Genomic DNA, 20,993 nt, shown 5'->3' on the forward strand with positions numbered 1-20,993 from the left:
CTTAATTCGGAGCGTAACGGACCTGGCCAGGGCCCACGCCGTTTATTCATTCCTTTAAAATTTCCTTTTATGCGCGCCTGGTATTGCCGCGTTAGCCGAGGCCCTGTAAGGGTGCCGTCCGCGCCGCAGCGCGGGCCGGAATCACCGCGGCAACCAGCCCGACCAGTAACGCCCCGACGATCAGCACGGCGAGTTGCGCGTAGGCGATTGCGAAACGGTCCAGCGCGGCATCGTCGGCTACGACCCGGGAGAAACCGTAGCCCAGCCACACCCCCACAACCGTGCCCGACAGGGCCCCGGCCAGGGCGATGACGACCGACTCCAGGACGATCATCGCCCGCACCTGTCCGCGCTGCATCCCCACGGCGCGCAGCATGCCGAACTCTCGGCGCCGCTCCGTGATCGACAGCGCCAGCGTGTTCACGATCCCGAGGATCGCCACGACCACCGACAGCGCCAGCAGCGCGTAGACGATCGTGAGCAGCTGATTAACCGCGCCTGCGTTGGCCTCCTTAAACTCTTCGCGGTCCATGACCTGCAACACGGCGTAGGGGTCGACCACATCCCGCAGCTTCTCGACGGCCTCGGCACCGTCCACCCCTTCCTCGAACGTCACCCACGTCTGCTGGCGGAACCACTCGTGCTCCGGCACGAGCTCGCGCGCGGTCACCGCTGAGACAGCCGCCTGGGTGTAAACCTCGTTGTCGTCCCACGTGGCTAAGACCTGAACGCGCACTGGCTCCGGTGCCAGCGGCGAGGCCACCTCAACGATGTCACCGACCCGCAGGCCGAGGTCCTCGGCCCGGTCGTGGCGCAGCCCCACGCCCGGCTCGCGCAGCAACCTGTCAAAGTCGCCGTCGATGACCTCGATGTTGAGCCCGACGGACGGGTCGTCCGCCGCCACAGCCGTCACCGGGTTTTCGGCGGGACCGACGTTTTCGATGCCGATCGGCGCGAACAACGAACTCGTGGTGCCTGCGACCACGTCGAGCCTCTCGATCTCCTCCACGAGGGCGGCGGGGACCCCGGACGGGGAGACCATCCCGGCGCTGACGACGGCGTCGGCGCGCAGCCCTTCGTCAACCGCGCCGTACACCGAGTCCTTCATCGTGGCGCCGAGGATGCTCACCGCGGCCACGAGGGTCACGCCCAGGGTGAGGGCGAAGGCCGTCGAGGCGGTGCGCCGCGGGTTGCGCGCGAGGTTCGTCCCGGCCAGGGTGACCAGCACGTTGCCGCGCTTCGGGGCGCGGCTCAACAGGGCGCGCGTCAGCCACGCCGAGCTCAGCAGCCAGCCGAGGATGAGGCCGACCGCGCCGCCGCCCAGAAGACCGAACCGGACAGAGGACTCCGCGTCGATGGCCACGGCCGCCGCCGTCGCGGCCACACCCGCCACCAGGGTGACGAGGCCAATGATGGTACGCACGCGGAGGGGCTGGTCCGATGATGCCTCGCCCGAGCGCATCGCCTGCACGGGCGGCACCGCCCCTGCTCGTCGGGCGGGAGCCCAGGCTGCGAGGACCGTCACCAGCACCCCGACAACCAAGGCCACCACGACAGCCTGCCACGTTACCGCGAGACCGCCGCTGGGCAGGCCGAACCCGGCGGCGTCGAGGCCCCACATGGCAGCCGCCACGAGGCCCGCCCCAAAGGCGACGCCCAGCAGGGAGCCCGCCAGGCCGATGACGACGGCTTCGGCGACGACAGACACGGTGAGTTGCCGGCGCGACAGGCCCAGCGCCCGCAGCAGCGCCAGCTCCTTGATGCGCTGCGCGACGGTCATGGAGAACGTGTTGGCGATAATGAAGGCGCCCACGAACAGCGCGATCGTGCCGAAAGCTCCGATGACATAGGTGAGGAAGGACAGGTCGTCCCGGAGATCCTCCGAGTCAATCTCGGCGGCGCGCTCCCCGGTAAGGACCTCCGCCCCCGGTAGTGCCCGCTCGATCTCCCGCATGACGTCGTCTACCGCGGCCCCGTCCTCGACGTCGACCGCAAGCATCACGACGTTCTCGCCGGTCGCAAACTCCTCCCAGTACTGCTCCTGCGGGATGGTCACGGCGGCGAAGCCGCCGACGGCAAAGCCGTAGTCAGCGATCCCGTCGATGGTGAACGTGTGGCGGCCGTTGTCGTCGATGACGACGATATCGTCGCCGACCTCCACGCCGTTGTCCTCCGCGGTCGTGGAGTTAAGAACCGCGCGACCCGGAGCGCTCGGCGCACTTCTTTCGACGAGCGTTTCGCCGCTGTCGACGACGCGCTGGTCCTGGGGCGTATAGGGGAACAGGTGCGCCCCGGCGCCGCCTGTGCGCACCGGGGAGTCGTCGACAAGCAGCGCGATCAGCTGCTCGTCGACAACCTCGACTCTGGCGACGCCGGTGAGCCCGCGCACCGAGGCAGAATCGTCGCGGCCGACGGGTGTGCCCTCCCCTGCGCGGACGACGACGTCGGCGCCGCGGAACTGGGAAGTGATGATGTCGTCGAAGTTGGAGGCCATCGTTTCGGAAAGCATGAAGCCGCCGGCGACAAAGCCCGTGCCGAGGACGACGGCGATAAGCGAAAGGATAAAACGCGTCAGGTTGGCGCGGATCGTGCGCCAGCTGAGGAGGAAAAGTGTGGGGTTCATGGCTACTCAATTCCCGCCATGATGGTCAGGATGCTTTCCGCGGTGGGCGCGTTCAGCTCGTCGACAAGCTGGCCGTCGACGAGGAAAATGACGCGGTCGGCGTAGCTTGCGGCGCGTGCGTCGTGGGTGACGATCACCACCGTTTGCTCGTACGTGTCGGCGGCTGTGCGCAGCAGCTCGAGGACCTCCGCCGAGGAGTTGGAGTCGAGGTTGCCCGTGGGCTCGTCGCCGAAGATAATGTCGGGCCTGCCCACGACGGCCCGCGCGCACGCGACGCGCTGTTGCTGCCCGCCCGATAGCTCCGCGGGCCGGTGGGCCAGGCGGTGCTCGATGCCGAAGCGCCGCACGACCTCACCGAACCACTCCTGGTCGAGCGTCCGCCCGGCGATCCTCGCGGGCAGCGTGATGTTCTCCGCCGCGGTGAGCGTGGGCACGAGGTTGAACGACTGGAAGATGAAGCCGACGCGGTCCCGTCGCAGCTCTGTAAGCTGCGCCTCGTCGAGGGTGGACACGTCCGTCTCACCCAGGAAGATCTGGCCGCCGCTGGGCTGGTCGAGCCCGGCCATGCAGTGCATGAGGGTGGACTTCCCGGAGCCGGACGGGCCCATAATCGCGGTGAACTTGCCGGCTTCGAACTCGACGGAGACCCCGCCGAGCGCGCTGACGGCAGTGTCACCAAATCCGTAGGTTTTCTGAAGATGAACGGCGCGGGCGGCGGGGCGCCGCACGGCCGACGCTGGAGACGTCATGAGAATCTCTTTCTGCGAGGAGGCGGAACATGCTGCTGTTGCGCATGCTCTGTCAGCCTCGCTCACGCACGACATCTCACACATCGGTTAAAGCCCTGAAGCATCCCCCCATTTTTTGTTCAGGGTTGTCCCCGACTTCTTTTTAGTCCGCGATTGCGTCCAAAGGCGGCGTCGCCGCCGCCCGCTGCGCCGGCCACAGCGCGGCGAGGATCCCCACGACGAGCGAGCCGAGAAGCATCACGACGACGAGCGGCCACGGCACCACGAGCTCGTTCAGTCCCTGCTCACGCAGGACGGTCAGGAAGGCCCACCCCAAGCCAAGCCCCAGAAGGATCCCGGCGACGGCCCCGAACACCGCCATCTGGACGGATTCGAGGATGATCAGGGTCCGCACCTGCCCGCGCTGTGTCCCCACGGCGCGCAGCATCCCGATTTCCTGGCGGCGCTCGATGACCGAGAGCGTCAGCGTGTTCACGATACCGAGCACGGCGATGACCACGGCGAGCGAAAGCAGCGCGTAGAGGATGAAGAGCATTTGATCGATCATCGCGCCGATCTCGCCGCTCATCTCCTCGGGCGAGCGCACCTGCGCCACGATGTACGGCTGGGCGGCCTCCTCCAGGTTCGCGCGCAGCTCCTCCGGTTCGACGGTGCCGTCGCCGTTGACCCCGAGCATCTGAATGGTCAGCGTCGACTCAGGCACGAGCTTTACCGCCGTGTCGCGGCTCACGGCCACCCCCTGGAGCAGGGTGCTGGGCTCGAAGACCCCGCCGAGCGTCACCTCCACCGTTTCGGCGGAGATCCCCGGCGCCCCCACCGCGATCGTGTCGCCGACGGACCAGCCGCGCTCCTGCGCGTACTCGCGCGGGGCGATTACCGTGTTCTCGTCCACGAGCGCCTGACCTTCTGTGATGTCGAGGACGAACAGGTCAGATGGGTTTCCAGAGAACACCGGCGTGGCGCCGTAGGGGCCGAAGCTGTAGCTGTACTCTCCATCGACGGTGACGGGGGCTTCGCTGTAGGTGACCACCTCGGCGACCCCCGCGGTCTCGCGCACCTCCGCGGACAGCTCCGCCGGCAGCGGGAAGGGGCCGGTCACGGGGCCGGAGAGGATAAACTCGGAGCGGACCTCGCTGCGCGAGATCTCCGCCACCGATTCCCGCATGGATGCGCCCAGCATCCCGATGATGGCCACGAGCGCGACGCCGAGCATGAGGGCGAAGGCCGTGGCGCTGGTGCGCCGGGGATTGCGCCGCGTGTTCGTCGCCGCCAGCTTTCCGACGCTCCCAAAAGGCGCCCCGATCAACCGCCCGAAGGGCGGGACGAGGGGCAGGCTGAACGCCGGGCCCGCCAGGAACAGGCCCGCGATGGTGCCCACCGCCGCCACCCCGACGAGGATCGCCCGGTTGCGCACCGTGCCGTCCTCCCAGGCGATTCCCCCGACCGCAGCCGCAATACCCGCGGCGATAAGGACCACTCCGACCCAGGTACGCGCGGCCAGCGGCTGGGGGGCCGCCGACTCCCCGGAGCGCATCGCCTCGACGGGGCGTACCCGCCCCGCCCGCCGCGCCGGCGCCCACGCCGAGACAAGCGTCACGGCGGTGCCCACAACGATGGGCACGACAACGGCGTCAACGCTCAGCCCCAGCCCGCCGGGCGGCAGTTCCATGCCGTTAGCGTCCATGACCGCCTTGATGAGCGCGACGAGCCCGGCGCCGACGACCACGCCGACCGCCGAGCCGATCAGCCCCACGATGAGGGCCTCGACCGACACCGAGCGGGTGATCTGCCCGCGCGAGGCGCCCAACGCGCGCAGAAGCGCGAACTCCTTGGTGCGCTGGGCAACGATCATGGAGAAGGTGTTGGCGATGAGGAAGGTGCCAACGAGCAGACCGACGAGGCCGAAGGCCACGAGGAAGTAACTGACAAAGTTCAGCCCCTCCCGGATCGCCTCCTCCGCCTCCTGGGCGGTTGCCTCCCCAGTCTCGATGCTGAGGTCGGGGTGCGCGGCTCGTAAGGCGTCGACAAGCGATTCCGCGCTGACCCCCTCGGCCGCGGAGACGAGCGCCTCGGGCGCGGTCTCGTCCTCGCGGTAGAACTCGATGTATGTCGACGGCGTGGTCAAAAGCGCCACGGAGGACGACGGCGTGAGCTCGTCTGTGTAGTAGCCGACGACGGTGTAGTCGCGGCGGGAGTTCGGGTCGACGACGATGAGTTCCTCGCCGATCCCGATACCGTAGGCCTCGGCGGCGTTGGCGTTGACAACGGCCTCCCCGCGTACGGCGGGCTCGGCGCCCTCCACTACCTCCGGCGCGGCGGCGACGGCCTCGTCCGGCCCGTAGTAGATGCCCACGGTGGACACGCCCTGCGAGGTCTGGATAGTCGTCTCGTCCGCGCGCGCGGCCACGACGACCGTTGTGCCGCTGGCGTTGACGTTCCCGGCCTCCGGGTAGCCCTCCATCTCGTCGAGGACGGCAAGGTCGACGCCCGCGCTTCCCTCGCCCGGGCGGACGACAGCCCCGACTCCGTCGTAGCGCGAGCCGACAGCCTGGTCGAAGGTGCGCTCCAGCATGTTCGTGAACATGAGGGAGCCTGCGATAAAGGCGGTGCCGAGCACGACGGCGAGCACCGTCAGCGCCAGGCGAAGCTTATGGGCGGCGATGTTGCGCAGCGACACCCGCATCATGGTGGACACGGCTATCCCTCGATCCCGGACATCACCTGGAGGATGGCGTCGATCGTGGGCTCGCGCAGCTCGTCGACGATCCGCCCGTCGCGAAGGAACACCACCCGGTCCGCGTAGGAGGCGGCCCGGGCGTCGTGAGTGACGATCACCACGGTCTGTTCGTCCTCATCGACGGCGTGGCGCAGGATGTCCAGGACCTCCCGGCTCGCGTTGGAGTCCAGGTTGCCCGTGGGCTCGTCGCCGAAGATCAGCTCGGGCCGGCTCACGAGCGCGCGGGCGCAGGCAACGCGCTGCTGTTGCCCACCGGACAGTTCACTGGGCCGGTGGCTCAGCCGCTTCGCCAGGCCGAGCCGCGCCGTCACCTCGTCGAACCACTCCTGGTCAACGCTGCGCCCGGCGATGTCCGTGGGCAGCGTGATGTTCTCCGCCGCGGTCAGTGTGGGCACGAGGTTGAAGGACTGGAAGATAAAGCCGAGCCGGTCGCGCCGCAGGGCGGTCAGCTCCTTCTCGCCCAACCCGGCTAGGTCGGTGCCGCCGATGTACGCTGCTCCCGACGTAAAAGAGTCGAGCCCCGCCATCGTGTGCATCAGCGTGGATTTCCCGGAGCCGGACGGCCCCATGATCGCGGTGAACTCCCCGGCTGCAAACTCAACGCTCAACGAGTCCAGGGCCACCACCTCGGTTTCGCCTTCCCCGTAGGTTTTCACGAGGTCGACGGCGCGCGCGGCCGCGTCTCGACGCCCCTCCGGCGCCCTGTCAAGCGAGTGCCGTCCCATGCTGCCCCTTCCCTGACCGGCCGAAAGTTACCTTTCCGAGGGTACCGCCTCAATACGCCGAAGGAGCGTGCCCTGGGTGGGTCACGCTCCTTCGGTGTTGTTTTTGTGAAGTTGTTGGGTCGGCGGTAACTTACTCTCCCACCCCCTCCCGGGGGCAGTACCATCAGCGCGGGCGGGCTTAGCTTCCGGGTTCGGAATGGGTCCGGGCGTTTCCCCGCCGCCATCAACCACCGACACAGTCGTGGGACGTTATGAACACCATGATGTGTTTTTTGTTGGCCCGCGTGTGTATAGGGGTGGTGTGTCAGATACTGCATAGTGGACGCGTGCACGGTTCGTCGTGTTTTTTTGTTTGGGTTGTGTTGGTTTTTGGTGTATTAGTACCGGTCACCTTCGCGCATTGCTGCGTGTCCAGATCCGGCCTATCAACCCCATCGTCTGTGGGGAACCTCGAATGAAACCTCATCTTAAAACAGGCTTCCCGCTTAGATGCTTTCAGCGGTTATCCCTTCCGTACGTAGCCAACCAGCCGTGCTCCTGGCGGAACAACTGGCACACCAGAGGTACGTCCGTCCCGGTCCTCTCGTACTAGGGACAGCCTTCTTCAAGTTTCAACGCGCGCGGCGGATAGAGACCGAACTGTCTCACGACGTTCTGAACCCAGCTCGCGTGCCGCTTTAATGGGCGAACAGCCCAACCCTTGGGACCTACTCCAGCCCCAGGATGCGACGAGCCGACATCGAGGTGCCAAACCATCCCGTCGATATGGACTCTTGGGGAAGATCAGCCTGTTATCCCCGGGGTACCTTTTATCCGTTGAGCGACACCACATCCACAAGTAGGTGCCGGATCACTAGTCCCGACTTTCGTCCCTGCTCGACTAGTCAGTCTCGCAGTCAAGCTCCCTTGTGCACTTACACTCGCCACCTGATTGCCAACCAGGCTGAGGGAACCTTTGGGCGCCTCCGTTACTCTTTGGGAGGCAACCGCCCCAGTTAAACTACCCACCAGGCACTGTCCCCAACCCAGATCATGGGCCAAGGTTAAGGTATCCACTACGGTCAGAGTGGTATTTCAACAACGACTCCACAACCACTAGCGTAGCCGCTTCACAGTCTCCCACCTATCCTACACAAACCGCACCGAACACCAATACCAAGCTATAGTGAAGGTCCCGGGGTCTTTTCGTCCTGCCGCGCGAAACGAGCATCTTTACTCGTACTGCAATTTCACCGGGCCTGTGGTTGAGACAGCAGGGGAGTCGTTACGCCATTCGTGCAGGTCGGAACTTACCCGACAAGGAATTTCGCTACCTTAGGATGGTTATAGTTACCACCGCCGTTTACTGGGGCTTAAATTCTCCGCTTCGACCACACAGGGCCTAACAGGTCCTCTTAACCTTCCAGCACCGGGCAGGCGTCAGTCCATATACATCAACGTGAAGTCTTCGCATGGACCTGTGTTTTTGATAAACAGTCGCTCCCCTCTATTCTCTGCGACCACACACAGCACCACCACCGTACAAGCAGCGCACCGCACATGGTCCCCCTTCTCCCGAAGTTACGGGGGTAATTTGCCGAGTTCCTTAACCACAGTTCACCCGACCGCCTTAGTATTCTCTACCTGACTACCTGTGTCGGTTTCGGGTACGGGCCGTGTACACACTCGCTAGAGGCTTTTCTCGACAGCATAGGATCACCACCATCACCCACCAGGGGCTACGCATCACGCCTCACACATAAAGGGCCCCGCATTTCACAAAGGCCCGTGCCACACGCTTACACCGCAATCCATTAAACGGCGTGGCTACCTTCCTGCGTCACCCCATCACTGCACTACTACGGATCAGGCCCCACATCACACCACACCACACACAACCAAAGGCCGTGTAAATAGTACAGCGCAACATGGTTAGTATCACCGCCTCGCACTTGGGCGCGTATACACGGGTACGGGAATATCAACCCGTTCACCATCGACTACGCCTGTCGGCCTCGCCTTAGGACCCGACTCACCCTGGGAAGACGAACTTGACCCAGGAACCCTTAGTCATCCGGCGGATAAGATTCTCACTTACCACTCGTTACTCATGCCTGCATTCTCACTCGCACACAGTCCACAACCCCTTACGGTACTGCTTCACCCCATGCACGACGCTCCCCTACCCAAACACACCACAAGGTGTGCCTGCCGCGGCTTCGGCGGTGTACTTGAGCCCCACTGAATTGTCGGCGCGGAACCACTCGACCAGTGAGCTATTACGCACTCTTTCAAGGATGGCTGCTTCTAAGCCAACCTCCTGGCTGTCTTCGCGATCCCACATCCTTTTCCACTTAGTACACCCTTAGGGGCCTTAACCGGCGATCTGGGCTGTTTCCCTCTCGACTATGAAGCTTATCCCCCACAGTCTCACTGCCATGCACCACTTCAACCGGCATTCGGAGTTTGGCTGACATTGCTAAGATGATAGTCCCGCTCAACCAACCAGTAGCTCTACCTCCGGCAAGCTAACATGACGCTGCACCTAAATGCATTTCGGGGAGAACCAGCTATCACGGAGTTTGATTGGCCTTTCACCCCTACCCACAACTCATCCCCTCAGTTTTCAACCTAAGTGGGTTCGCGCCTCCACAACCTCTTACAGCTGCTTCACACTGGCCATGGGTAGATCACCCCGCTTCGGGTCCAGGACATGCCACTAACAACACCCCATGAGGATTCGCTTTCGCTACGACTACCCCACCAACGGGTTAACCTCGCGACATGCCGCTGACTCGCAGGCTCATTCTTCAAAAGGCACGCCATCACACACACGAGGCGCTCTGACGGATTGTAAGCGCACGGTTTCAGGAACTATTTCACTCCCCTCCCGGGGTACTTTTCACCATTCCCTCACGGTACTATCCACTATCGGTCACACTGAGTATTTAGGCTTACCGGGTGGTCCCGGCAGATTCACAACAGATTCCACGAGCCCGCTGCTACTCGGGAAACACACAAACGCCTCCATGCATGCCTTCACGTACAGGGGCTCTCACCCACTACGGCGCACCATCCCAGGCAACTTCCGCTAACACACACACAAACGCGCAGACATGACAGTGCCTGCCCATGCATCCCCACAACCCCACATGCGCAACCCCTGCCAGGTATCACACACACATGGTTTAGCCTCATCCGCCTTCGCTCGCCACTACTAACGGAATCACACTTGTTTTCTTCTCCTACGGGTACTGAGATGTTTCACTTCCCCGCGTCAACCCCCACACAGACTATGAATTCACCTGCGGGTAACACCACACAACCGGTGCCAGGTTTCCCCATTCGGACATCCTCGGATCAACGCTCAGTTGGCAACTCCCCGAGGCTTAACGCAGCCTCACACGTCCTTCATCGGCTCAGCATGCCAAGGCATCCACCGTACGCCCTTGAACAACAAACACAACACAAAAAACACAAGAATAAAGATGCTCGCGTCCACTATACAGTTCTCACACACCACACCCACACCCCCGCACCACCACACAACAGCAGCAGCACACAAGAGCGCAAGCCATGAAACAACACACAACGCGTGAAGTCCCAGACACCCAACAGCGCACCAACACACTCACAATGCTTGCAGGAACAGGTCGCACACCACCCACACAACGCACGAAACCTATCCTTCCGCGCCGGCATGTGTCCACCCGGACTTTACAAACAGTGGCAGCACCACACACGGGCACTCAACCACCCACACCCCACAAAACCCTTGCAGGGCACACAAAAAACAAAAACTCCTTAGAAAGGAGGTGATCCAGCCGCACCTTCCGGTACGGCTACCTTGTTACGACTTCGTCCCAATCGCCGATCCCACCTTCGACAGCTCCCATGACAGGCCACTGGCTTCGGGTGTTACCAACTTTCATGACGTGACGGGCGGTGTGTACAAGGCCCGGGAACGTATTCACCGCAGCGTTGCTGATCTGCGATTACTAGCGACTCCGACTTCATGGGGTCGAGTTGCAGACCCCAATCCGAACTACGACCGGCTTTCTAGCGATTAGCTCCACCTCACAGTATCGCACACGCGCTGTACCGACCATTGTAGCATGTGTGAAGCCCTGGACATAAGGGGCATGATGATTTGACGTCATCCCCACCTTCCTCCGAGTTAACCCCGGCAGTCTCTCATGAGTCCCCAACCAAATGCTGGCAACATAAGACAAGGGTTGCGCTCGTTGCGGGACTTAACCCAACATCTCACGACACGAGCTGACGACAACCATGCACCACCTGCACACCAGCCACAAAGGGAAAGACCATCTCTGGCCCGATCCAGTGCATGTCAAGCCCAGGTAAGGTTCTTCGCGTTGCATCGAATTAATCCACATGCTCCGCCGCTTGTGCGGGCCCCCGTCAATTCCTTTGAGTTTTAGCCTTGCGGCCGTACTCCCCAGGCGGGGCGCTTAATGCGTTAGCTACGGCACGAACCCCGTGGAAGAGGCTCACACCTAGCGCCCACCGTTTACGGCATGGACTACCAGGGTATCTAATCCTGTTCGCTACCCATGCTTTCGCTCCTCAGCGTCAGTTACTGCCCAGAGACCTGCCTTCGCCATCGGTGTTCCTCCTGATATCTGCGCATTTCACCGCTACACCAGGAATTCCAGTCTCCCCTACAGCACTCAAGTTATGCCCGTATCGCCTGCAGTCCCACAGTTAAGCCATGGACTTACACAAACGACGCGACAAACCACCTACGAGCTCTTTACGCCCAGTAATTCCGGACAACGCTCGCACCCTACGTATTACCGCGGCTGCTGGCACGTAGTTAGCCGGTGCTTCTTATCCAGGTACCGTCACAAAACGCTTCGTCCCTGGCGAAAGGAGTTTACAACCCGAAGGCCGTCATCCCCCACGCGGCGTCGCTGCATCAGGCTTGCGCCCATTGTGCAATATTCCCCACTGCTGCCTCCCGTAGGAGTCTGGGCCGTATCTCAGTCCCAATGTGGCCGTACACCCTCTCAGGCCGGCTACCCGTCGACGCCTTGGTAGGCCATTACCCCACCAACAAGCTGATAGGCCGCGAGCTCATCCCATACCGCAAAAGCTTTCCACCACCAGCACCAACCAGCAGTCCTATCCAGTATTAGACCCAGTTTCCCAGGCTTATCCCGAAGTACAGGGCAGATCACCCACGTGTTACTCACCCGTTCGCCACTCGAATACCCCCGCAAGCGGGAGCCTTTCCGTTCGACTTGCATGTGTTAAGCACGCCGCCAGCGTTCATCCTGAGCCAGGATCAAACTCTCCACAAAAAAGTTTCGACAAGAAACAGGCCGTGAAAAGCCCAAACCCAACCAAAACAAACCAACACCACCACAACCCCACACAAAGCAGGACTACAGCAGAACTGGCCATCCAAAAATTACCAACCACCCCCCAACCCGACGAGGGCACAACAAAAAAAAGGGGGGCGGCACAAAGTATCTGCAAAAACGCGAATCAATCACGCACCACAAACACCAACAAAGCAGCATCCCATCAATGGTTCAGACACCACCCGCCGGCACACACCAACCACCACCACAAAACAGCAGCAGCCAGCGCAAGCAGCACACAACCAACCCACAAACAAAAGTACATTGGCACACTATCGAGTTCTCACACAACACACGCACACCACAACCACCCCACCAAACAGGGCAATCACAGCAGCTGAAACACCAGCGAACGTTTCCCTCGCAACCACTCACCACACTCACTGCGGCGGGGGCTGTCGGTCTCGCTGACTCACACAAAGTTACACACCCCCCCAACCAAACACAAACTCCCAGCACAACCCACAAAAAGGCGGGCGTTACACGCGGCGTATATCGGCGCCCAAGGCCGTCAGCTTCTCCACGAAGTTAGGGTAGCCCCGATCAATGTGGGCGACGTCGTGCACCGTTGTTACGTCGTCTGCAACTAGCCCCGCCAGGACCAGCCCGGCGCCCGCCCGGATGTCGGAGGCCCACACGTCCGTGGACGACAGGCGCTCCACCCCGCGCAGGACCACGTGGTGGCCGTCGACACTCGCGTCCGCGCCGAGGCGGAGCATTTCGTCAACGAAGCGGAAGCGCGCCTCGAAGACGTTTTCCGTGATCACGGAGGCGCCGTCGGCGATAGCGGAAATGCCGATTGCCATCGGCTGCAGGTCCGTGGGAAAGCCCGGGAAGGGCAGGGTCTGGTAATCCACAGCGCGCGGGCGGTCCTGCATGCGGACGCGGAAGCCGCTGTCGTAGCTTTCGACGCTCGCGCCGGAGATCTTGAGCTTTTCCAGCGCGAGGTGGAGGTGCCGCGGCGCGATGCCGGTCACCGTGATGTCGCCCCGGGTCATGGCCGCGGCGTACGCCCACGTGCCGGCGACGATTCGGTCGCCGACTACCGTGTGTTCGGTGGGCCGCAGCTTATCCACCCCGTCGACCGTGATCGTCGAGGTGCCGGCTCCCGCGATCCGCGCGCCCATCGCATTGAGCATGTCGCATAGGTCCACGATCTCGGGCTCGCGGGCGGCATTGTCCAGCGTGGTCCGCCCCTCGGCCAAAACGGCGGCGGTGACGATGTTCTCCGTCGCCCCGACGGAGGGGAAGTCCAGTTTGATGTTCGCGCCGGTAAGCTTGTCCGCCCTGGCCACCACGGCCCCGTGCTGGATGTACGTGGTCGCCCCCAGTTTTTCGAGGCCGGACTGGTGCATGTCCAACGGGCGCGAGCCGATCGCGTCGCCACCGGGCAGGGCCACGTAGGCCTCGCCGCAGCGGGCCGCCAAAGGGCCGAGGACAGCGACGGAGGCGCGGAACTGGCGCACGGCATCGAAGTCGGCGTGCGGTGACACGTCCGCCGGAGTGGTGATGGTGACCACCGAGCCGTCGATCTCCACCTCGCAGCCCAGTCCGACGAGCACGTCGCGCATGAGGGGGACGTCAAGGATCTGCGGGCAGTTGCGCAGCGTGGTCGTTCCCTCCGTTAGAAGGGTGGCGGCCATGAGCTTGAGCACGCTGTTTTTGGCGCCGTCCACGCGGACGGAGCCTTCTAGGCGGGTCCCGCCCTGAACAAGAAATCGTTCCTTCACGCGACCCACCCTACAGAAAGCGGGTGTTAGGGCAGCGCCCCGATGCGCCGGGCCGCGTTGACGGCCTCGTAGCGGGTGTGGGCGCCCAGCTTGCGCATCACGCTGCGCAGATAGGACTTCACTGTCTCCGCCCCGATGCCCATTTCCTCGGCCGCCTCCACGTTCGTGTGGCCGAGCGCAACGCACGACAAAACGTCCAACTCCCGGGCGGACAGCTTCGTCGACTGCTTCACGCGCACGGGCGAGACCATCTGGTCACAGAGCTGCTCGAGCTCCTTGCGCAGGGTGTCGTCCTTGACGCGGTTGGCCAGCATGCGCAGCTTTGAGTGGGTCGAGCGCACCTGTTCCCACTCGGCGCCGTTCATGATCCGGCCCGGCTTCGGGTTGCCGGCGGCGCCCTCGGAACGTCGTAAAGCGGCATTGATGGCGAGGTCCTGCTCGAGGGTGCGCGCTGTCATGGTGACCTCCTCGATGACCTTGTCGCCGAGGCGGACGGGCGAGTGGACGCCCACGTAGAGGACGCCGCGGATCTCGCGCTGCACGATGACGGGCACCGCGACGACGGAGTGCAGGCCCTCGTCCTGAATCTGGCGATCGTACTCGTGGGAAATGACGCTCGCGCGCACGTAGTCGGACACGCCCACGGCGCGGCGCGTGGCCACGACGCGACCGCCCACGCCGGACCCGGGCTCGATCAGCAGGTTTTGCAGCGCCGGGGTACGCAAGCCGATCCACTGGGTGATCTGCAGGCGGTTGTCGTTGAGCAGAGTGCCGTACATCGCCACCGGGATTGCCGTGGCGGTCTTCAGCGCGGTGAGCGCTGAACGGATGGCGTCGTCGTCATCTCTGATTCTCTGGGCGTCCATCATCGATCCTTCGGGGCTATCTGCGTTCGCGTGCATCCAATAGTGACCACGATGAGCAACATCATAACCGGCTTCCGGGGGTAGCCAAATTACACCCGCCCAGCCCGTTAGCTTTGTGTCGTAGATCTCCCTGCCCGAAGCGGGGGTAGCGCATGCGCGCGCAATGTAGACCGTGTAGTCTACTTAATGGAGACGTGGCGGTCTAGATAGAGCGTGTACACTTGCGCCCAGAAACTGGACATCGGGTGCGGATGCACCCCAACCACGAAAAGGGAGACATCATGGCACAACCCAAGATCGCTGCAAACGTTCTCGACCTCATCGGCAATACCCCGCTCGTCGAGCTTCACGACGTCACCGGGGACGTCAAGGCCCGCGTCCTCGCCAAGCTGGAGTTTTACAGCCCCGCCAACTCGGTCAAGGACCGCATCGGCAAGGCCATCGTCGAGGCCGCCGAGGCTTCCGGCGAACTGAAGCCCGGCGGCACGATCGTCGAAGCCACCTCCGGCAACACCGGCATCGCGCTCGCCCTTGTCGGCGCCGCCAAGGGCTACAAGGTCGTTCTCACCATGCCGGAGACCATGTCCACCGAGCGCCGCGTGGTCCTGCGCGCCCTCGGCGCCGAGATCGTGCTCACCCCCGGCTCGGCCGGCATGAAGGGCGCAGTGGAGAAGGCCGACGAGATCGTCAACTCCACCGACAACGCCATCTTGGCGCGCCAGTTCGAAAACGACGCCAACCCGAAGATCCACTACGCCACCACCGGCCCCGAGATCTGGGAGGACACCGACGGCGAAGTCGACATCCTCGTCGCGGGCGTGGGCACCGGCGGCACCATCTCGGGCGCGGGCGCTTACCTCAAGGAGCGCAAGCCCGAGGTGAAGCTGGTCGCCGTCGAGCCCGCCGCATCCCCCCTGCTGACGAAGGGGGAGGCCGGCCCGCACAAGATCCAGGGTCTGGGCGCGAACTTCATCCCGGGCACCCTCGACCGCGAGATCCTCGACGAGGTCATCGCCGTCCCCCACGAGGACGCCGTTTCCGTCTCCCGCGAGCTCGCCCGCACCGAGGGCATCCTGGGCGGCATCTCCACCGGCGCAAACCTGAAGGCCGCCCTCGACGTGGCCGCCCGCCCGGAGAACGAAGGCAAGACCATCGTGGTCATCGTCCCCGACTTCGGCGAGCGCTACATCTCCACCATCCTCTACGAGGACATCCGCGACTAAGCGCATGCTTCTCGACGCCCGGGCGGTGTTACACTCGGCACACATGTGGAAGGCCGTGAACATGATCCGGGAAGACCTGCGCAATGCTCGCGCTCACGACCCGGCCGCCCGAGGCGATATCGAAAACGCAATTGTCTACTCGGGGCTCCACGCCATCTGGATCCACCGAGTTTGCCACTGGCTGTGGAAGCGCGAGGTCCGGGGCCCCGCGCGCGTCCTCGCGCAGTTCGCGCGCTTCCTCACCGGCGTTGAGATTCACCCCGGCGCCACCATCGGGCGCCGCTTCTTCATCGACCACGGCATGGGCGTCGTCATCGGTGAGACCGCAGAGATCGGCGACGGCGTCATGCTCTACCACGGTGTCACCCTGGGCGGCCAGGTGCTCACCCAGACGAAGCGCCACCCCACCATCGGCGACAACGTCACCATCGGTGCCGGTGCCAAGGTGCTCGGCCCCATCACCATCGGGGCGAACTCCGCCATCGGCGCCAATGCCGTGGTGACCAAATCGGTCCCGCCGAACTCCATCGCCGTGGGCATCCCCGCCAAAGTGCGCGAGCGCCGGGCCGAGGAGACCAAGCACCTCGTCGACCCGGACAAGTACTTCGACCCCGGCAGCTACATCATCTAGCTGGGGCCGCTCACCGCACTACTCCGGCGAGCAGCCCTGCTCTTTCAGCCAGGCGATAGCCTCGGCTTCGGCGTCGGTAGTACGCACGTCCGGCTGGATCGGGTCCTCGGCGAATTCCTCCCCGGTCCGGGCCTTGTCTTTCGCGGTGGTGATGGTCATGTGGGCCCCGTCGTAAAGGTCGATGACCATGTTGGCGGAGGCATAGCCTGCAGTGGGTTCGCCGAAGCTGCGGGAGCGCTCGAGCCCTCGGAAGGCCAACATCGTAGCTTCGCCGGAGGAAGCGGTGTCGGCGTCCACGAGCAGGGCGACCGGCACGTCGCGCTTACCTCCTTGCGTGGTCACTGGCGTCCCACCGCCTCTGACGGAGTTGCCATCGACGGTGACATCAGTGGTGCCGAATCGTGAAACGAAAGAGAGAGCTGGGCCGTCGGGAAGCAAGGGCGAAACGCCCGCGACCATGGGGCCCATGTCCCCGCCCACATTGCCACGCAGGTCAACGACCGCGCCGCAGGCAGCGTGCGCGAGGATCCCCTCGGTGAGGGTGTCGGCGTACGCCTGCACGTCGTCGTGACGCGAAACGTCCGGCACTGTGGCGAAAGCGACGTCACCACGAGGCACCACCGAAGGATCGCGCTGGTCCGGATCTTCAGCCGAGTCCTCGCCCGCGGGGAAGATGTTGGAGTGTTTCCCCCCAGCCGCCTTAATCACCTCGCGCAGCGACGCGTGCGTGTCCTCATAGGATTCAACTCCCCGGACCTGCCGCAATGCGTCATCCTTCACCGCTGAAAACTCTTCCGACTCTGCATAGATACCAAGCCTCTCCGCAACTCGTGCCACGTCTTTCGCATACTTCTGCGGAGACGGCTTAAAAAGGTACTGAGTCGTGCCCGTGAGCGCCCCGGTGGTCGCCGGTCCCCATGTGTAGGCTGCGGCGGCGAGGGCGACGAGCACCACGGCAACTACGACGCCACAGCCGGTTGCGATTTTCTTTCCGCGTGTCACAGTTCATTCCTCGCATGGAAGACAACTCACCGCAATAGAGTACTGAGTAAATATCTTTGGACGCGTTTTCCCCGCGGCCTTGCAGAAGCGATCACTTTACCTCGCACCCGCATCTGTCAGCGCCCCCAGGCGCCACAGCCACAGGCCGGGAACGTGCGGGTGTTAGCTGCGCCTAACCGCCACGCAGCTGCTTCTCCCGGGATCGCAGGAGATGCGTGCCACGACTGCCTTTACGCCCGAGAGTCCGCAATGCGGATTCGGCCCGCGGGGTGCGGGGTTGGGAGAGTTCGCGGTGTGGGGTCGGCCCTCGCGCCGAGCGGAGCCCCCTGAAAAGTCCGCATTGCGGACTCCCTCACGTGGGATGGGGGGTCGGATAGCTCGCCCGCGCTTGTCGGAGAGTGTCCGTTTGTTTGTGTGCGGGGGCTTGGTTTACAAGTAGTTGGCGAACCGGTCTGGGTAGGCCACGGATAGTTGGTTGATGGCTTGTTTCCACCCTGAGGTTTTCGCCCCTTCAATATAGCCGTTGCAGTCGATTGCCCGCTTCGCTTTTTTCGCGCGTTGGGCGGCGCGTTTGTCCTCGATGTTGCAGACCATCAACCACAGCGTCTTCAACGCCGCAGCATCCGTGGGGAATTGGCCACGGTTGCGGGTCGCTTTCCGCAGCTCAGCGTTAAGCGACTCGATGGCATTGGTGGTGTAGAGCACCCGGCGAGCTGCAGGCGGGAACTGCAGAAACGGTATAAACCTCTCCCACGCATCACGCCAGACCTTCACCGACTGGGGGTACTTCCGCCCCAGTTCCGAGGCTTCGAAGGCATCGAGGGCGGCGCAAGCGGCGTCCTCGTTCGGTGCGGTGTAGACCTGCCGCAGCGCGCTGGATACAGATTTGCGGTCCTTATAGGACACCCACCTGTTGGCGGCCCGGATCAGGTGCACGATGCAGGTTTGTACCATCGAGTTCGGCCAGGTCGCTTCCACGGCCTCAGGCAGGCCTTTGAGCCCGTCGCAGCAGACGATGAACACGTCATTGACTCCACGGTTCGCCAGGTCCGCGCACACGGATGCCCAGAATGCAGCCCCTTCATTGTCGGCGATCCATAGTCCCAGGATGTGTTTGGTCCCGTCGATGTCGATGCCAACAGCCATGTAGCAGGCTTTATTGACCACCCGGTGACCATCGCGGATTTTCACCCGCAGCGCGTCGAGGAAAATGACCGGGTAGAACTCATCGAGCTGACGGTTTTGCCACACCATCACCTCATCGAGGACCGCATCGGTGATGGTACTGATGGTATCCGGGCTGATGTCCACCCCCAGGGTCGATGCCAGGTGGTGCTGGATATCGCGTACCGTCATTCCGCCGGCGTAGAGCGAGACGATCATGTCATCGAGCTCTGTCAGCCGGCGTGCCCCTTTCGGCACCATGACCGGGTGAAACGTGCCCGCTCTATCCCGAGGCACTGTGATGTCCACCGGGCCGTAGCCGGTGCCCACAGTTTTGGTGTACGACCCGTTGCGGTGATTGCCACCGTTTGAGGGGCTTACCTGGGCTTTGGCCGCGCGATCTGAGTGCCCGTACCCCAAATGGGCGTCCATCTCCGCCTGCAGACCCGCGTTGATCGAGGCTTGCAATAGACCTTTGACCAGGTCGCTGGCATCGTCGACGGAGGTTGATAGCTCGCCGATCAGTGCGGCGATTTCCGGGTTTTCCATCAGCTTCGCGCTGATCTCGTTGACCCTGCTCGGGTCATGGCCTTTCTTCGGTGACACGGTAGTCATTATCAGTGAAACTCCTTCTGGATCAGAGCCTCACACACAAACTTCCTGACACCCTCGCTTGTCGAAAAGTAGCCCAAAGAGTCCGCAATGCGGAGTCTGCGGGGCTGCGCGAACCGGGCGCCACGAAGGATCCCAATGCGGGGTCCGGGTGACTGCATCAACGGTCAAGTCAGTCCGCAATGCGGACCTTACGCACCCTGTTCAAACACGCGCTCTATACACCCCGCCATAAACCTCAAAACAGCAGCTAGACACCCATGTCCAGACCCCCTGCTACCGTACAAAACGAACACACGATCTACACCCAGGGGGACTATATGCACACGCCAACCATCACCACCGACAGCACACCAGAACACATCGCCGCGACCATCGAAAACAGCTTCGCAGCATTCACCCGCCACAAAGCCACCACCCTGCACACCATCGCGCTTTTCGACGCCCTCAACCTCGCCCGCCACTTCGGCGCCAGCACCACCGCACAATGGCTCATCCGAACACTCGCCCTGCCCAACTCCACCGCCCACGAATACGTCAAAATCGCCCGCGCCATGAAACGCTTCACCACCCTGGCCACCGCATTTTTCGACGGCACCACCAACTACTCCAAAATCCGGCTCATCCTGCCGCTTCTTACCGATGACAACGAAACCGAACTCGTCGACCTCGCCTGCACACTCGGCTACCACGAACTCGAACTCGCCCTGCTTCGCTACCGCACACGCCCACCCACACCCACGAGAAAAACCTACGTCCGGCTCAAAACACAACCCAACGGGCGCCTGCGCCTGTGGGCCGACTTCAACCCCGCCGAAGCAGCCCGACTCACCGCCGCACTCAAAGTCGGCGAACTCGCCTGGCACGACGTCGACTGGCACACCCTTTTAGGAAGCGACGGCTACCTCGACACCAACCACATCACCACCGAACTCAACCACCACACACCCCGCCACTGCACCGGATTCGGCCCACCAATTAGCGAACACCTCGTCAGCGCGTTCATGGGCATGGTCAACATCGCCCTAACACAGCCCAACAACCCGCTGCGCGCCCCCGGCGCCCACGTCAACATCGTCATGACCACCGACGGAAAAGCCTATCTGCCCACCAACCCCGGCGCACCATCCGACGCAGTGAAAAACTTCCTCGCCAACGCCGACTACCGCATCAACACGGTCGACGACACCGGCCTCGTCCTCAACACAGGAAGACGCTTCCGCCTAGCCACCAACGCACAAGTCAACGCGCTGATGCTCATGTGGCGCGGACAATGCGCCATGCCCGGCTGCACCCACACACGCTTTATCGAAATGCACCACATCCACGACTGGGCCGACGGCGGACCCACCGACCTCGACAACCTGCTCCCCCTATGCTCCGCCTGTCACAGCCTCGTCAGCGACGGCGCAGTAAAAATCCTCCGCGACCACGCAGACACCCACTTCCTCTACCCCGGCGGCATACGCTACGTAAGCCACAACTACGGCCTACCTATCCGCAACGACAACGCACGCACCCTCACCGAATACAACGACATCACCTGGGCCTAGAAACCACAGAAA

General features: G+C 63.1%; 11 protein-coding genes and 3 rRNA genes. 3 read left to right on the forward strand and 11 right to left on the reverse strand.

Going from position 1 to position 20,993, the window contains the following annotated elements; genetic code table 11:
• Positions 1-91 precede the first annotated feature (91 nt).
• The 9 genes from CAURIS_RS09105 to ramA all read right to left on the reverse strand — a co-directional run bounded on the left by CAURIS_RS09105 (position 92) and on the right by ramA (position 14,796).
• The gene (locus CAURIS_RS09105) at positions 92-2,623 is read right to left on the reverse strand and encodes an ABC transporter permease (RefSeq protein ID WP_290341740.1); all 2,532 of its coding nucleotides are present in this window, start codon (positions 2,621-2,623) and stop codon (positions 92-94) included.
• A gap of 2 nt (positions 2,624-2,625) precedes the next feature.
• A complete protein-coding gene (locus CAURIS_RS09110) occupies positions 2,626-3,372 on the reverse strand; it encodes an ABC transporter ATP-binding protein (protein ID WP_290341741.1) in 747 nt (248 codons plus the stop codon).
• A 142-nt stretch (positions 3,373-3,514) separates the two neighbouring features.
• A complete protein-coding gene (locus tag CAURIS_RS09115) occupies positions 3,515-6,058 on the reverse strand; it encodes an ABC transporter permease (protein WP_290343370.1) in 2,544 nt (847 codons plus the stop codon).
• An 11-nt stretch (positions 6,059-6,069) separates the two neighbouring features.
• A complete protein-coding gene (locus CAURIS_RS09120; RefSeq protein WP_290341742.1) occupies positions 6,070-6,834 on the reverse strand; it encodes an ABC transporter ATP-binding protein in 765 nt (254 codons plus the stop codon).
• A gap of 117 nt (positions 6,835-6,951) precedes the next feature.
• Positions 6,952-7,069: ribosomal RNA gene (gene rrf / locus CAURIS_RS09125) — 5S ribosomal RNA — on the reverse strand.
• A 122-nt stretch (positions 7,070-7,191) separates the two neighbouring features.
• Positions 7,192-10,277, reverse strand: a 23S ribosomal RNA gene (locus CAURIS_RS09130).
• Between the two features lie 344 nt (positions 10,278-10,621).
• A 16S ribosomal RNA gene (locus CAURIS_RS09135) occupies positions 10,622-12,137 on the reverse strand.
• The 16S, 23S and 5S rRNA genes sit together here, the layout of an rRNA operon.
• 542 nt (positions 12,138-12,679) lie before the next feature.
• A complete protein-coding gene (gene murA, locus CAURIS_RS09140; RefSeq protein ID WP_290341743.1) occupies positions 12,680-13,930 on the reverse strand; it encodes a UDP-N-acetylglucosamine 1-carboxyvinyltransferase in 1,251 nt (416 codons plus the stop codon).
• A 26-nt stretch (positions 13,931-13,956) separates the two neighbouring features.
• Complete coding sequence (gene ramA / locus CAURIS_RS09145; protein ID WP_290341744.1) at positions 13,957-14,796, reverse strand: acetate metabolism transcriptional regulator RamA; 840 nt, start codon at positions 14,794-14,796, stop codon at positions 13,957-13,959.
• A gap of 281 nt (positions 14,797-15,077) precedes the next feature.
• On the opposite strand from ramA, the gene cysK reads away from it, so the two are divergent.
• Both cysK and epsC read left to right on the forward strand, forming a co-directional pair.
• Positions 15,078-16,019: a cysteine synthase A gene (gene cysK, locus CAURIS_RS09150; protein ID WP_290341746.1), complete on the forward strand. Its 942-nt coding sequence runs from the start codon at positions 15,078-15,080 to the stop codon at positions 16,017-16,019.
• A 43-nt stretch (positions 16,020-16,062) separates the two neighbouring features.
• Positions 16,063-16,650 carry a serine O-acetyltransferase EpsC gene (epsC, locus tag CAURIS_RS09155; protein WP_290341747.1) on the forward strand — a complete coding sequence of 196 codons (588 nt, stop codon included), beginning with the start codon at positions 16,063-16,065 and terminating at the stop codon, positions 16,648-16,650.
• 18 nt (positions 16,651-16,668) lie between these two features.
• On the opposite strand, the gene CAURIS_RS09160 is transcribed toward epsC, so the two are convergent.
• Positions 16,669-17,430, reverse strand: coding sequence for a S41 family peptidase (locus tag CAURIS_RS09160; RefSeq protein ID WP_290341748.1), 762 nt, complete (start codon positions 17,428-17,430; stop codon positions 16,669-16,671).
• Between the two features lie 651 nt (positions 17,431-18,081).
• The gene (locus tag CAURIS_RS09165) at positions 18,082-19,431 is read right to left on the reverse strand and encodes an IS256 family transposase (protein ID WP_290340938.1); all 1,350 of its coding nucleotides are present in this window, start codon (positions 19,429-19,431) and stop codon (positions 18,082-18,084) included.
• Between the two features lie 317 nt (positions 19,432-19,748).
• Between CAURIS_RS09165 and CAURIS_RS09170 the strand changes: the two genes are divergently transcribed.
• The gene (locus tag CAURIS_RS09170) at positions 19,749-20,981 is read left to right on the forward strand and encodes an HNH endonuclease signature motif containing protein (RefSeq protein WP_290341749.1); all 1,233 of its coding nucleotides are present in this window, start codon (positions 19,749-19,751) and stop codon (positions 20,979-20,981) included.
• The last annotated feature ends 12 nt before the right edge of the window (positions 20,982-20,993 follow it).

This window comes from Corynebacterium auris, assembly GCF_030408575.1.
GTDB lineage: Bacteria > Actinomycetota > Actinomycetes > Mycobacteriales > Mycobacteriaceae > Corynebacterium > Corynebacterium auris.

Excerpts from the sequence above, each read along its gene's own strand:
- CAURIS_RS09105 (WP_290341740.1), bottom strand. The coding sequence starts at position 2,623 with ATGAACCCCACACTTTTCCTCCTCAGCTGGCGCACGATCCGCGCCAAC.
- CAURIS_RS09110 (WP_290341741.1), bottom strand. The coding sequence starts at position 3,372 with ATGACGTCTCCAGCGTCGGCCGTGCGGCGCCCCGCCGCCCGCGCCGTT.
- CAURIS_RS09115 (WP_290343370.1), bottom strand. The coding sequence starts at position 6,058 with ATGATGCGGGTGTCGCTGCGCAACATCGCCGCCCATAAGCTTCGCCTG.
- CAURIS_RS09120 (WP_290341742.1), bottom strand. The coding sequence starts at position 6,834 with ATGGGACGGCACTCGCTTGACAGGGCGCCGGAGGGGCGTCGAGACGCG.
- ramA (WP_290341744.1), bottom strand. The coding sequence starts at position 14,796 with ATGGACGCCCAGAGAATCAGAGATGACGACGACGCCATCCGTTCAGCG.
- cysK (WP_290341746.1), top strand. The coding sequence starts at position 15,078 with ATGGCACAACCCAAGATCGCTGCAAACGTTCTCGACCTCATCGGCAAT.
- epsC (WP_290341747.1), top strand. The coding sequence starts at position 16,063 with ATGTGGAAGGCCGTGAACATGATCCGGGAAGACCTGCGCAATGCTCGC.
- CAURIS_RS09165 (WP_290340938.1), bottom strand. The coding sequence starts at position 19,431 with ATGACTACCGTGTCACCGAAGAAAGGCCATGACCCGAGCAGGGTCAAC.
- CAURIS_RS09170 (WP_290341749.1), top strand. The coding sequence starts at position 19,749 with ATGCACACGCCAACCATCACCACCGACAGCACACCAGAACACATCGCC.